12 protein-coding genes are annotated in these 13,125 nt (G+C 68.6%); 4 read left to right on the plus strand and 8 right to left on the minus strand.

The window, feature by feature from the left end; translation table 11 throughout:
* A partial coding sequence (locus tag VHA82_RS07300; protein WP_325541977.1) for an ATP-binding protein occupies positions 1 to 1,802 on the minus strand: 1,802 nt, incomplete at its 3' end.
* Between the two features lie 177 nt (positions 1,803 to 1,979).
* Between VHA82_RS07300 and VHA82_RS07305 the strand changes: the two genes are divergently transcribed.
* From VHA82_RS07305 to VHA82_RS07315, 3 genes are all read left to right on the plus strand, one after another.
* Complete coding sequence (locus VHA82_RS07305) at positions 1,980 to 3,146, plus strand: FIST signal transduction protein (RefSeq protein ID WP_325541979.1); 1,167 nt, start codon at positions 1,980 to 1,982, stop codon at positions 3,144 to 3,146.
* Between the two features lie 2 nt (positions 3,147 to 3,148).
* A complete protein-coding gene (locus VHA82_RS07310; protein ID WP_325541981.1) occupies positions 3,149 to 4,774 on the plus strand; it encodes a hybrid sensor histidine kinase/response regulator in 1,626 nt (541 codons plus the stop codon).
* A 203-nt stretch (positions 4,775 to 4,977) separates the two neighbouring features.
* On the plus strand, positions 4,978 to 5,334 hold the full coding sequence (locus VHA82_RS07315) for a hypothetical protein (protein WP_325541983.1): 357 nt from the start codon (positions 4,978 to 4,980) through the stop codon (positions 5,332 to 5,334).
* Between the two features lie 33 nt (positions 5,335 to 5,367).
* Here the strand turns inward: VHA82_RS07315 and VHA82_RS07320 are convergent, their stop codons facing one another.
* The 6 genes from VHA82_RS07320 to mltG all read right to left on the minus strand — a co-directional run bounded on the left by VHA82_RS07320 (position 5,368) and on the right by mltG (position 9,836).
* Positions 5,368 to 6,030, minus strand: a complete 663-nt coding sequence (locus VHA82_RS07320) for an ankyrin repeat domain-containing protein (RefSeq protein WP_325541985.1) — start codon at positions 6,028 to 6,030, stop codon at positions 5,368 to 5,370.
* Complete coding sequence (locus VHA82_RS07325; RefSeq protein WP_325541988.1) at positions 6,027 to 6,833, minus strand: TatD family hydrolase; 807 nt, start codon at positions 6,831 to 6,833, stop codon at positions 6,027 to 6,029. Before VHA82_RS07325 ends, VHA82_RS07320 begins: the two co-directional genes overlap by 4 nt.
* Before the next feature lie 63 nt (positions 6,834 to 6,896).
* Positions 6,897 to 7,259, minus strand: coding sequence for a PilZ domain-containing protein (locus tag VHA82_RS07330; protein WP_325541990.1), 363 nt, complete (start codon positions 7,257 to 7,259; stop codon positions 6,897 to 6,899).
* Complete coding sequence (locus VHA82_RS07335; protein ID WP_325541992.1) at positions 7,256 to 8,248, minus strand: DNA polymerase III subunit delta'; 993 nt, start codon at positions 8,246 to 8,248, stop codon at positions 7,256 to 7,258. The genes VHA82_RS07330 and VHA82_RS07335 overlap by 4 nt, the downstream gene beginning before the upstream one ends.
* A complete protein-coding gene (tmk, locus tag VHA82_RS07340) occupies positions 8,248 to 8,883 on the minus strand; it encodes a dTMP kinase (protein ID WP_325541994.1) in 636 nt (211 codons plus the stop codon). The genes VHA82_RS07335 and tmk overlap by 1 nt, the downstream gene beginning before the upstream one ends.
* A complete protein-coding gene (gene mltG / locus VHA82_RS07345; RefSeq protein ID WP_325542205.1) occupies positions 8,880 to 9,836 on the minus strand; it encodes an endolytic transglycosylase MltG in 957 nt (318 codons plus the stop codon). Before mltG ends, tmk begins: the two co-directional genes overlap by 4 nt.
* Positions 9,837 to 9,930: 94 nt before the next feature.
* Here mltG and VHA82_RS07350 point away from each other — a divergent pair, with 94 nt between their 5' ends.
* Positions 9,931 to 10,848, plus strand: a complete 918-nt coding sequence (locus VHA82_RS07350) for a folate-binding protein (protein ID WP_325541996.1) — start codon at positions 9,931 to 9,933, stop codon at positions 10,846 to 10,848.
* Here the strand turns inward: VHA82_RS07350 and VHA82_RS07355 are convergent.
* Positions 10,824 to 13,118: an O-antigen ligase family protein gene (locus VHA82_RS07355; protein ID WP_325541998.1), complete on the minus strand. Its 2,295-nt coding sequence runs from the start codon at positions 13,116 to 13,118 to the stop codon at positions 10,824 to 10,826. The genes VHA82_RS07350 and VHA82_RS07355 overlap by 25 nt on opposite strands.
* Positions 13,119 to 13,125 lie beyond the last annotated feature (7 nt).

Consider the following 13,125-nt stretch of genomic DNA (forward strand, 5'->3'; position numbering starts at 1 on the left):
TGCGCGGGCGCGGGCGCGGGCGCGGGCGCGGGCTCGCCGGGCAACCATCGCAGGGCTTCTTCGACGAAGGCCGCCGCGCCGACGGCCGTGCGCGTCAGGCCGGGCGCGCGCCCGATGCGCGCGGGGTCGAGATGCGCGACGCCCGCCGGAATCGTGACGGTGAAGCAGCTGCCAGCGCCTTGGACGCTTTCGACGCTGGCATGGCCGCCGTGCAGGCGCGCGAGCTCCTGCACCAGCGCCAGCCCGATGCCGGAGCCTTCGTGCGTGCGGCTGCGCGCGCCCTCGACGCGGTGGAAGCGTTCGAACATCCGCGGCAATGCGTCCTCCGGGATGCCCACGCCGGTGTCTCGCACGTTCAGCTCGAAGCCCGCATCCACGCGACGCAAGCGGATGGCCACCTCTCCTTCGAAAGTGAACTTGAACGCGTTCGACAGCAGATTCAGGACGATCTTTTCCCACAGGTCGCGGTCGACAAAGGCGGGCTCCTCGCACGCCGGGGAGTCGACGACGAAGCGCAGCCCCGCCTTGTCCATCGCCGAGCGGAACGTGCTTGCCAGTTCGGCCGTGAACGCCCCGAGGTCCGTGGCCACGTAGTTCGCCTGCGCGCGCCCGGCTTCGACGCGCGAAAAATCGAGCAGGCTGTTGACCAGTTTGTGCAGGCGCAAGGCGCTGCGCTGGACCATCTCGAGCCGCTCGCGGTGCACCTCGGGCAGCGGCCGAGTCGAGTCGGCCAGCGCATCGGCAACGGGCCCCATCAGCAGCGTGAGCGGCGTGCGGAACTCGTGGCTCACATTGCTGAAGAACGCGGTCTTGGCCCGGTCGAGCTCGGCGAGTTGTTCCGCTCGGCGGCGTTCGTCCTCCGACCGGCGCGCGTTGTCCACCGCGGCACCGATGCTCGATGCGACCATCTGGATGAAGTCGCGATAGTCGTCGTCGAGGGCGCGTCGCGCGCTGATGCCGCAGACAAGCCAGCTGCCGCGTCCTTCGCCTGCGGTCGCAAGCGGCACGGCCACGACTTCGCGCACAGGGTCGGGCCACGGGGCGGCGGCAGCGACAGCGTTGCCGATCGCGCGGGCCGGCAGCACGGTGAACGCCGTGCACTCGGCCAGATGTTCCTTCAGCGAGGGCGGCATCGGCTCGTCGAGTCCGCAGCATGCCATGGGCCTCGGCACGGAGTCGCCCTCGGCCGCGCACAGCAGCGCGAACGGCAGGTCGAGCGGATTGCCGCCCAGCACCTCGGCCGCCTTGCGAAAGGCCTCGCTCGTGGACTGCGCCTGGCTTGCAACGCGCCCGAGGTCGCGCAGCGTGCGCAGCCGCCGCTCGCCGATGACCCGCCCGGTCTTTTCGCTGACGATGCAGAAGACGCCACCGACGCGCCCGGACTCATCGCGCACCGGGTCGTAGGAGATGTCGAAATACGTTTCCTCCGCGTAGCCGTGGCGCTCCAGGAAGAAGGGAAACGCTTCGGCGCGGAATGCCTCGCCCGTGTTCAAGACGCCGTCGAACAGGTCCTTCAGGCCGACATCCCACAGCTCGCTCCACACATGGCTGATCGGAAGTCCCATCGCCGCGGGGTGCTTCGATCCGAGGACGGGTCGATAGGCGTCGTTGTACAGAAACGTGAGCTCGGGGCCCCAGAACATGCAGATCTGGGCCTTCGAAGGCAACATGATGCTCACCGCGCTGCGCAGGCTCTGAGGCCATTGTTCGATCGCGCCGAGCGGCGTGCCGGCCCAATCGTGCGCGCGCATGCGGGCCCCCATTTCACCGCCGCCTGCCATGAAGTTGTGAATCGAACTCATCGTTGAGCCTGCCGAGGCGTTGCGTGCACGCATTTTTAACACCGTTGCGGCGCGCGATGGGCGTGTGCAGCTCTGCAGTTGGGGGTGGGGCGCCCGAGCGAACCGTCGGCTGCGGCCTACAGCTCGTCAGAGCATGCTGACGCAAACTAGCCCGTCAAACTCATTGGCAAGGCAACTATGACCCAGACCCACATCGCCATCACCGAACAGCGCGACAGCGCGCGCGCCGGCATCGAGCTCGGAGCCGGCATCCGCACCGCCTTCGGCGGCGCGGCCGCGGACGCGATCGTCGTCTTCGCGTCCGCGCAGCACGACTATCCGGCGCTCCTCAAGGCGCTCGCCGAGGCCGCCGGCACGACCGTGATAGCCGGCGCGTCGTCGGCGGGCGAGTTCACGAACCAGTCGCGCGGAGAAGGCCAGGTCTCTGCGCTGGGCATCCGCTCGGCCAACATGAAGTTCGCCGTCGGACTTGGGCAGGGCGTGAGCAGCAACGCCAAGGATGCGGCGGGCCAGCTGCTGGAAGCTTTTCGCGGCATCGCGAAGCCGGCGCTGCCGCATCGCAGCGCGCTGGTCATGACCGACGCACTCGCCGGCCACACCGATACGCTGGTCGAGGAACTGACGCTGGCTACCGGGGGCAACTACCGTTTCTTCGGCGGCGGGGCGGGTGACGACGGGCGGTTCGACACGACGCATGTGTTCGCGGGCACGCAGGCCTACAACAACGCGGTTTCGGCGCTGGAGATTCTTTCGAGCAAGCCGGTGGGAGTCGGCGTCGCGCATGGCTGGGAGCCTGCGGGACCGGCGCTGCGCGTGACGGAATCGGAGGGCACGCGCGTCATCGGCATCAACGGGATGCCGGCGGTCGAGGTGTTGCGCGAGCACGCACAGCGAACCGGCCAGGCGTTCGACGAGCAGGACCCGATGCCGTTTTTCCTGCACAACGTGCTGGGCATCCGCGCCGACGAAGGCTACCGGCTGCGGGTGCCACTGGCGATCGGCGAAAGCGGCTCGGTCCTGTGCGCCGCGGCAGTGCCGGAGGGCGCGGTGATCCATGTGATGAAGACGACGGCCGATTCGGCCGTGCAAGCGGCGCGCACCGCCACGGCCGCGGCGCTGAAGGCGCTCGCCGGAGAAAAGCCGGCTGGAGCCTTCGTCTTCGACTGCGTCGCGACGCGGCTGCGCCTCGGCCGCGCGTTCGAGGACGAATTGCAGGCCTGCGCGCGCCTGCTGGCGCCCGCTGCATTCGTCGGCTGCAATACCTATGGCCAGATCGCGCGCGCCGAAGGCCAGTTCGGGGGCTTCCACAACTGCACCGCCGTGGTCTGTGTGCTTCCGGGGTAAGCATGACGGTGGGCCCCCTCCGGTCCCTGATCGACGCGCTCGGCGACGAGACGCGGCGGTATGAGGCGTCAAGCGAAATCGCCCGGGCCCTCGGCGCCGCCCATTTGCTCCTGTACGTAGTCGACAGGGAGCTCGGCCTGTTGTTGCCGGCAACCGGCATGCCCAAAACGCTGACCGCGGGGCCGCGCTGGCGCGAGTTCCTCGTCCGTTGCCGGGAGCCGGGCGAGTTCACTGCCACAGTGGACATCGACGGGCGCGAGTTCATCGCGCATGCCCGCGCCTCGGGGCACTGCGCTTTTGTGTTGGCGGCAGGAACGAAGATTGCCTTTCCGCACGAATTCGAGGCCGCCCTGCCGCTGCTTTGCGCGGTCTTGCGCGCGCAGCAGGCAAGGGCGATCGGGCTCGCGGAGGCGGCGGATGCGCGTGCCGCGGCCGCCAAGGCGCGCCACCTCGCCCAGGCGCTCGACGCCGCGCGTGGGGCGGCAGCCGAACTGAATCAGCAGCTGCGCTCCGAGCACCAGCGCAAGGACGAATTCCTGGCCATGCTGGCGCACGAACTGCGCAATCCGCTCGCGCCCATGACCAGCGCGATCGAGATCATGCGCAGGTCCCTCGAACGCGATCCCGCGCTCCTGGATCGGCAGTTGGCCGTGATGACGCGGCAGCTTCACCAGCTCACCCACCTTGTGGACGACCTGCTCGACGTATCCCGCGTGAGCCGAGGCTTGATCGAGCTGCGCCGCGAGGTTCTGCGCCTGGACGAATTGCTCGCCGCTTCGCTCGACGCGAGCCGGCCGCTCGTGGAAAGCCGCGGTCATTGCGTGCGCGTCGTCGACGCCCAGGTGCCGCTGCACGTGCACGGCGACCGTGTGCGCCTGACCCAGGTGTTCTCGAACCTGCTGAACAACGCGGCGAAGTACACGCCGCCCGGCGGCCGGATCGAGGTTCAGGTTCTGCAGGACGAGGCGCAGGCATGCGTTCGCATCAGCGACAACGGGGTGGGCATTCCGAAGGAGATGCTCGGCACCATCTTCGAGATGTTCACGCAGGTGCCCGGCTCACTGGACCGGGCCCCCGGCGGCTTGGGTATTGGCCTCACGCTGGTGCGGATGCTGATTGAATCGCACGGAGGTACAGTGCGCGCGGAAAGCGCGGGCCCGGGCCAGGGGAGCACGTTTCACGTCCTGCTGCCGCTGGTCGCGCCGCCTGTGCGCAGCGCCCCTGCGGGTACGCCAGGGACACCGGACCGGCTTCATGCGAGGGTGATGGTCGTCGATGACAACGTCGATGCCGCGCAGTCGCTGGCCGAGATCCTGCGACTCATGGGCGCAGAGGTGTCGGTGGCGCACGACGGTGCCCATGCGCTGGAACTCGCCCAGGCGTTAGGGCAGCCTGACATCGTGCTGCTTGACATCGGGCTGCCTGGCATGGACGGGTATGCCACGGCGCGCGAATGGCGCCGGCGCTTCGGCAACTCGTCGAACCTGCATGCGCTGACAGGCTACGGCAGCGCCGACGACAAGCGCCGCGCCGCGCAGGCGGGTTTCAACGGCCATCTGGTCAAGCCGGTTTCCTTCGAGCAACTGCAGGCGCTGCTGACCAACGCGCGCGTGGCCATGCCGGAGTGAGGGGGCAGTCCTAGGCCGCGAGTGAGTTTCGCTGCAGCCAGCCAGCGTTCGCGGAGAGCAACCCTCAGAAGTAATTTGACATAATATACATCGTATCAAATACGAACCGTCCCCAGGATGCCTCGTTACGCTGAGACCACACGAGACCGTCCCCGATGTACAAACGTGCCGCAAGAGCATGCAAGACAGTTTTGGGAGGCTCCATGCCAACGATCCGCCAACTCATCCTCGTGGGCGCCGCCGTGCTGGCCGGATGCGCAAGCCAGCCACCGTCCACGCCCGGCAAGTATCTCGTGTACCGCGATGCGAACGGCACGCCGATTCGTCAGTTCGACTATCCGAACAACGACTTCTGCGCCAAGGTCCAAAGCGCCGCCGGCCGCAGCGCGCGCTGCCAGCCCGATTCGATCGGCAGCGCAATGCAGGCCAAGGCCACGCTGATGTACAACCCGCCAGGCGTTCCCGTGCAGAGTCACTACGCAGACCTCGCGCGCTGCCAGGCGGACACCCGGACCATGGCGCCGGGCGTCCAGCTGATCAGCGCCTGCGCAGTGAAGTGACCCCGACGCGGCTGTAGGCCGCTACCGCTACCGCTACCACTTGCCCATCGGCTGAGGCTTGGCCTGTCTCGCCGCCGCCAGCATCCGCACGGAGTCGGGGCGCTCGCCCTGCCGCGCGAAGTCGAGCGCCGTGAGACCCTGCTGGTTTCGCATCTGCGTATCGGCGCCGGCATCGAGCAGCAGCCGCACGGCCTGCGGCGAGCCATAGCGGGCCGCCATCATGAGCGGCGTCGTGCCGTTGGGCGACTGCGCATCGATGAACGCATAGGCATCCAGCAGCATCTTCATGATCTTCAGATGCCCGCCCGTGGCGGCATAGTGCAACGGCGCCCAGCCGGGCTTGTTGACGTCCGCATCGCGCGCGATCAGCTTGCGCACGAGCTCGGTATCACCCTTGAGCGCCGCCATCATGAGCGGACTTTCGTCCTGCGGCGTGCGCCACTCGACGTTGGTTTTCGGCCAGTCGATCAGGACATCCGCGACCTGGACCGACTCGACCCTGAGCGCCGTGTAGAGCCCGTGCACGCCCTGAGGATCGAGCGTGTTCGCGTCGAAACCGCGCTTCAGCAGGCTCAGCACCTCGGCGGCATCGTCCCGGTGGATCGCCCGGAACCAGTCCTCATACGATCCGGCCCGCGCGGAACAAAGACAAAATGCCAGAAGGAGATACAGCAATCTCCTCATGCAGATTCTCATGAGGAAGCCACGCGAAAAAGCCGCTCGAAATTGGCGCTCGTGGCCTGCGCGACCGCCTCCACGGACATGCCGCGGACTTCCGCGATCTGCTTCGCCACGTACACAACCTTCGACGGATCGTTGGTCTTGCCGCGAAACGGCACGGGCGCGAGGTAGGGGCTGTCCGTCTCGATCAGCAAACGGTCGAGCGGCACGAAGCCCGCGACTTCGCGCAGGTCCGCCGCGTTCCTGAACGTGATGATTCCCGAAAACGAGATGCTGAAGCCCAGGTCCAGCGCGGCGCGCGCCACCTGCGCCGTCTCGGTGAAGCAGTGGAACACGCCGCCGGCCGATCCGGCAGAACCGTCTTCGCCCTCCTCCTTCAGGATCGCGATCGTATCGTCCGACGCGGCTCGCGTGTGGATCACGAGCGGCTTGCCGACCTGCCGCGCCGCCCGGATGTGCGTGCGAAAGCGCTCCCGTTGCCAGTCGAGGTCGGCGATGCTTCGCCCGCCCTTGCGCTCTTCCATCTGGTAGTAGTCGAGCCCGGTCTCGCCGATGGCCACGACCTTCGGCCGTCCGGACAGTTCAGCGAGCATCTCGAGCGTCGGCTCCAGGATGTCTTCGTTGTCGGGGTGCACGCCGACCGTGGCCCAGAAGTTCTCGTAGGTGGTCGCGAGCGCATGGACCTGCTCGAATTCCTCCAGCGTCGTGCAGATGCACAAAGCGCGGTCGACCCGCGCCTCGGCCATGGCCTGGCGGATTTCGGGGAGGCGGGACGCGAGCTCGGGAAAGCTCAGGTGGCAATGCGAATCGACGAACATGTGTGAAGGCAGACGACAAGAAGGCCGGCAAGACCGGCCTCGTAGGCAAATTCTAGGCTGGCTCTAGATCGTCTGGGTGGGCCGCTCGGATGCCAGATGGCCGCCCAGGATTTCCTCGATCTTGATCTTCAGCAGCTTGGATTTTTCGTCCGTCGGAAACCGGATGCCGACGCCCTGCGTGCGGTTGGCCGCGGCGCGAGGGGGCGTCACCCACGCCACCTTGCCCGCGACCGGGTAGCGCTGCGGGTCGTCCGGCAGGGACAGCAGCACGTACACGTCATCGCCCAGCTTGTAGTCGCGCGTCGAGGGAATGAACACGCCCCCGTCGGAGAACAAGGGGATGTACGCCGCATAAAGCGCCGCCTTCTCCTTGATGGCGAGCTGGATGACGCTCGGGCGTGGCGTGCTGGGGGCGGGTGCGTTCATGGCGGTCCACCCGAGTTTAGGGCGCAGCGGGCCCGGCTCACAAGTGCTTCCAGCATCAGCCCCGCATTGAACGGATGCTCCGCCGTCCGGGCGGCCTGGGCGAGCTCCTTCGACCAGTCCGTCATGGCATGCAACGGCACTTCGCGCGGAAGATCCGCCCGCTCGAAAAATCGCGGTGCCGCGCCGGAGCCGACGGCCAGCACGTCGTGGCACACCTTCTGCATCGCCTCCACGATCCCGGCGGGCGCCCAGTCCGCCAGCGCACCGGGCTCACCGCGTGCCAGCGCCCTGGGCAGCTGCGACCAGGCGAGCGCGTCGACTCCGGCCGCGTGCATCCGAAGCGCCTCGTTGGGGCGCCCGCCCGCCGCGCGCAGCAGCGCCGATGCGGCAGCCTCTCCAACACCTTGGCGCACGAGCCAGGGCCGGGCCTCCTGCGCATCGGGCCAATGCAGCGTGTGGCCCAGGCAGCGGCTGCGGATCGTGGGCAGCAGCTGATGCGCCGACTCGCTCGCGAGCACGAAGCGCACATCGCCGGGCGGCTCCTCCAGCGTCTTCAGAAGCGCGCTGGCCGTGACGTGATTCATGCGCTCGGCCGGATAGACGAGCACCGCCTTGCCGCGCCCGCGCCCGCTCGTGCGCTGCGCGAATTCGACCGTGTCGCGCATCGCCTCCACACGGATGTCCTTGCTGGGCTTGCGCTCCTTTTTGTCGATGGCCTCCTGCGCCTTCTGCGACAGCGGCCATCCCAGTTGCAGCATCACCGTCTCCGGCATCAGGACCGCGAGGTCGGTGTGCGCGTGGACCTCGATCGAATGGCAGCTCTCGCATTCGCCGCAGGCGCCCTCCTCCCGCAGCCGGTCGCACAACCAGGCCCGCACGAGCGCCAGCCCGAGCTCGTACTGGCCGAGCCCGGAAGGTCCCTGCAGCAGCCACGCATGGCCGCGCTGCGCCAGCAGCTCGCGCAGTTGCTTCGCGATCCAGGGCGCCATCAAGCGAGCCATCCTCTCTCGCGCACGGCGCCGACGACCGAGTTCCAGACCGCTTCACGCGGCCGATCCGCATCGATGCGCGCGAACCGGGCGGCATCCTCCTGCGCGCGTCGCGCATAGGCTTGCGCCACGCGGCGGAAGAATTCCACCGGCTCGGCCTCGAACTTGTCGGGTGCGCGCGCGCCGGCCAGCCGAGTGGCCGCCACTTCCGGCGCGAGCTCGAATAGCAGCGTGAGGTGCGGCTCGCGCAGCTCGCACGCGGGCGTGCGCTGTACCCAGCGCTCGAGCTGAGCGAGCACCGTCCAGTCGAAGCCGCGGCCGCCGCCTTGGTACGCGAAGGTCGCATCGGTGAACCGGTCGCACAGCACCACGTCGCCGCGGGCGAGAGCCGGCTCGATCACCTGCAGCAGGTGGTCGCGCCGGGCGGCGAACATCACGAGCGCTTCGGCCAGCGCGTCCATCGGCGCGCCGAGCGCGAGCACGCGCAACTGCTCCGCCACCGGCGTGCCGCCGGGCTCGCGCGTGACGACGAGCGCGCGCCCCGCCTGCCGGAATGCGGCCGCAAGCGCCTCGACGTGGGTGGACTTGCCGGCTCCGTCGATGCCTTCGAACGTGATGAAGAGTCCCGGCTTCATTGGCCGCGCTGGAATCGGTTGACCGCCTTGTTGTGCTCACCGAGTGTCGCACTGAAATGACTGCTGCCGTCGCCGCGCGAGACGAAGTAAAGGACGTTCCCCGCCGCGGGACGCACGGCGGCGAGCAGCGACGCCTTGCCCGGCATGGAAATCGGCGTCGGCGGCAGGCCGGAGCGCGTGTAGGTGTTCCAGGGCGTGTCGCGCAGCAGGTCCGTCTTGCGCAGGTTGCCGTCGAACGCGGGGCCCAGGCCGTAGATGACAGTGGGGTCCGTTTGCAGCGGCATGCCCATTCGCAGGCGGTTGTTGAAGACGGCCGAGATGAGCGCCCGGTCCTCGGCACGGCCGGTCTCCTTCTCGACGATGCTCGCGACGATGAGCGCTTCGTCGGCTGTCTTGGCGGCGCACGCGGCGCTGCGCTGCGCCCAGGCGGCGGCCAGGCGCTTGTCCATCGCGCGAAGGGCGCGCCGGTAGACGGCGAGGTCGCTCGACCCTTTCGAATACGTGTACGTATCGGGGAAGAATCGCCCTTCCGGATGCACGCCGGCGCGGCCGAGCTGCGTCATCAGCGCTTCGTCGGTGAGGTTCGCGGTCGTGGGCTTGAGCGAATCGGCCCTGGCGAGCGCCGCGCGCACCTGCCGGATGTTCCAGCCTTCGACGAGCGTCACCGCGCGCAGGCTTTCGTCGCCGCGCGCGAGCTTCGCGAGCAGCCGGTGCGGCGTGATGCCGGTCGTGAGTTCGTAGCTGCCCGCGCGAATCGCCTTGTCCTGGCCCGAAAGCCGGAACCACGCGTGCAGCAAGTCGGGATTGACGTCGACACCGGCATCGCGCACAGCGACCGCCACGGCGCGGGGCAGAGTCCCCGGCTCGATCGACAGGTCGAGCGAAGGCGCTCGCAGCGTGAGCGGGTGGTACACCCACCAGGCCGCCCAGCCCGCCGCGCCGAGCACGGTCATCCCCGCCAACAGACTGAGCCTCAACAGAAAACGCCGCACTCGCCGCTTAGCCCCCACGTCAGGTATGAGATCGATGCGCCGATGATAATTCAGCATGACCGCACTCCTCGACGGCGCGACCGAACTGCCCCACCTCGGCGTGATCCGGGCGCAGGGGGCCGACGCCGCCTCCTTCCTGCACAGCCAGCTCACGCAGGACTTCGCTGCCCTCGCCGGCGACCACGCGCGGCTCGCCGCGTTTTGCAACGCCAAGGGCCGCATGCTGGCGAGCTTCATCGCATTCCGGCGTTCCGACGACGAGCTCCTGCTCGTGTGCAGCCGCGACTTGCTCGCGCCCACGCTGAAGCGGCTGTCGATGTTCGTGCTGCGCGCGAAGGCGAAGCTCACGGACGCCACGGATGAATTCATGTTGCGCGGGATCGCGGGGCCATCCACCCAGGGCCTCTGCGGCATCGAAAGCACGCCTTGGACGATGCGCCGCTGCGGCGAGGCCGATGTCATCACGCTCTACCCGGCGGACGACCAGGCCCGGGTGCTCTGGGTGGCGCCGGCCGGCGCTGCCGAGCCCGGCTTCCCGGCCCTGCCGCTCGACCTGTGGCGCTGGAGCGAGGTACGCAGCGGCGTCGCAACGCTGCAAGCCGCGGTCGCCGAAGCTTTCGTGCCGCAGATGCTCAACTACGAATCGGTCGGCGGCGTCAACTTCAAGAAGGGGTGCTATCCGGGCCAGGAGGTCGTGGCACGCAGCCAGTTTCGCGGAACGCTGAAGCGCCGCGGCTACCTCGTTCATGCCCAGGCGCCGATGCACGCGGGGCAGGAGATATTCCACGAGTCGGATGCCCAGCAGCCGGCGGGCATCGTGGCGCAGGCCTCGCCCGCGCCCGAAGGCGGCAGCGACGCGATCGTGTCGATGCAGGTCGCCGCCGCGCAGGGTGGACGCCTCACGCTCGGAAGCGCCGACGGCCCGACGCTCGAGATGCTGCAGCTGCCCTATCTCTTGCTCGAAGACGTCTGAGCTGCCGCGGGTGCCGCCGGCCCGGTGAGGCCGAGCTCCGCGCGAAATTCGAGCGGCACGTGCACCTCCCATGCGTTGCGCTCGGCAGCCGTAGCGAGTTCGAAGCCTTTGCGATACGCCCCGAGCGCCTTCGCGTGGTCGTGCGACTCGTTGGCATAGAGCGTCCCGAGCTGGATCCATCCCAGGGCGCGCGTTTCGGGAAAGGCGCGCATCCGCAGCGCGAGCGCGTTCTCGGCGGTCGGCACGTCGTGCGCGCGCGAACCCAGGACGAACGCCGCATTCAGCATGTCGATGTCGTAGATGTCCTGCGCGATCGACTGGCGCGCGAGTTGCAGCGCCTCCGCGTCGTGGCCGGTGCGGCTCAGGAGCACGACTTCGAGCGATCGCACGGCCGGCGCGTTGGGCTGGATCGCCGCGGCGCGCGCGAGGTAGTCGCGCGCCTTCTGCGGCTCGCCGGCCGAAGCATAGCCCCGGGCGACGTTGCACAGGATCGCCACCACGTGCGGTCGCGATTCGAGCACGCTTTCCCAGATCCACGTCGCGTTTTGCCAGTCGCCCCATTTCGCGAGCTCGTCGGCGACCATGGGCGTGATCTTGCGGTAGTGCGGGTTGATGTCGATGCCTTCGCGGATGAGCTGCAGCAACGTGTGCCTGGCCGGCTGCCAGGCAGGATCGTTCGGGCTGCCGGAGGCCGTGACCATGAGCGCGATCTTGATGGCGCGCACGATCTTCTGTTCGCACTCCACGGCCTGCTCGGTGATGTACGCGGCCAGCGCGAGGCACGCGACCGCCGCGCCGATCGCCATGCTGTTGGCTCGCGCGGGCCATCGCATCGCTCTTGCGCCCAGCATCCCGCCCAGGCCGCAACGCGCTTCGCAGGCCGCGAGGATGCCGAGACCGATCGCGAAGAGCGCGCCCGTGGCGGCCATCCGCCAGGGAAACCCGACGTTGCTCACCACGAAGAACGCGAAGAGACTCGCGAGCGCGGCGACTCGCCAGGGTCGATCGGCGCGCTGCGCATCGTTCTCGGGCTTCCAGGTGTGCTCTGCGCAGCGCAGCAGCCACCAGCCCATGAATCCGAGGAATGCCCAGCCGACGAGGCCGTACTCGGCAATGAGCTGCAGGTATTCGTTGTGGGCGTAGTAGTCGGTTTCGAGCTGGCTGCCCTCGGCCTGGTAGAGCGGGATGTCGTTTTCCCAGGCGCCCGCGCCGACGCCGGTGACGGGCCGCGCCGCGATGAGACGCAGCGTCGCGCGCCACATGATCTGGCGGATGCCGAGCGAGACGTCGTCGGGCCGGATCGACTGGGTGCGGATGAAGCCGCGCTGGATCGCCGTCGTGCCGCGGCCTTCGGCGAGCAGCTTCGGGTCGCCGCTCGGGATCGAACCCAGCCCGGCGACGGTGGCGAACAGCACGCCCGCGGCCAGGATGCGCATGCCGCGGCTCCACTCGCGCATCGTGAACTCCTCGCGGCACCGCCACGCCGCGAGCGGCAGCACGACGAGCACCAGCAGCCACATCGCGAAGAGCGCCGCGCGCGTTCCCGTCATCAGGATCGCGACGATGACGAGCCCGGTGGTCGCGGCAAGGATCGCGATCGCGGCACTGCGCCGCGCACGCGCGAGCAGCACCGCCGAGAACGGCAGCGTGCTCACCGCGAATTCGGCGAAGAAGTTGCGGTTCACGAACGTGGAGGCCGGGTGCGGGCCCTGCGGGAAGAAGGTGAAGTCGCCCCAGAACTGCAGCGCCGCCCACAATGCCGCGACCACGGCACCGAGATGGATGCCCCAGAAGAGCACCGGCAACCGCTCGCGCGAGAAGGTGTTCAGGCCGAGCCAAACGATCAGGCTGAAAAGAAACCAGCGGATGGCCTCGACCGAAGCGAGATACGTGTGCGACCAGACCGTGCTGCCCAGCGCATAGGCCAGCAGCGCGAGCGGCAATGCGATCGCGCCGTGCCAGCGCAGCGGCTGCGCCTGACCGCGCAGCCGCCAGAAGAAGTGCAGCGCCGCCAGCAGCACGGCGAACGACACGATGATGGATTTCAGCGTGTCCTGCAGCAGTTCCTCCGTGGGCGCTCCCGCGGCCGGCGCGATGAACATCATGAGCGCGAGAATCCACACGGTCCAGTTGCCGGTCGTCGATTCCGCCGGCAATCGAAGTGCCGCCTGCTCCGCGGCAGCCACGAATGCGGCACCGGCCGGAGCGACCGCGGCCGCGGCCGCCGCGGGAGCGAGTGTTCTTTCCGGATTGCGGCGTTTGCGGGCCATCGGGTGC

Source organism: Ramlibacter sp., from assembly GCF_035548915.1.
In the GTDB taxonomy this organism is placed as follows: domain Bacteria; phylum Pseudomonadota; class Gammaproteobacteria; order Burkholderiales; family Burkholderiaceae_C; genus Ramlibacter.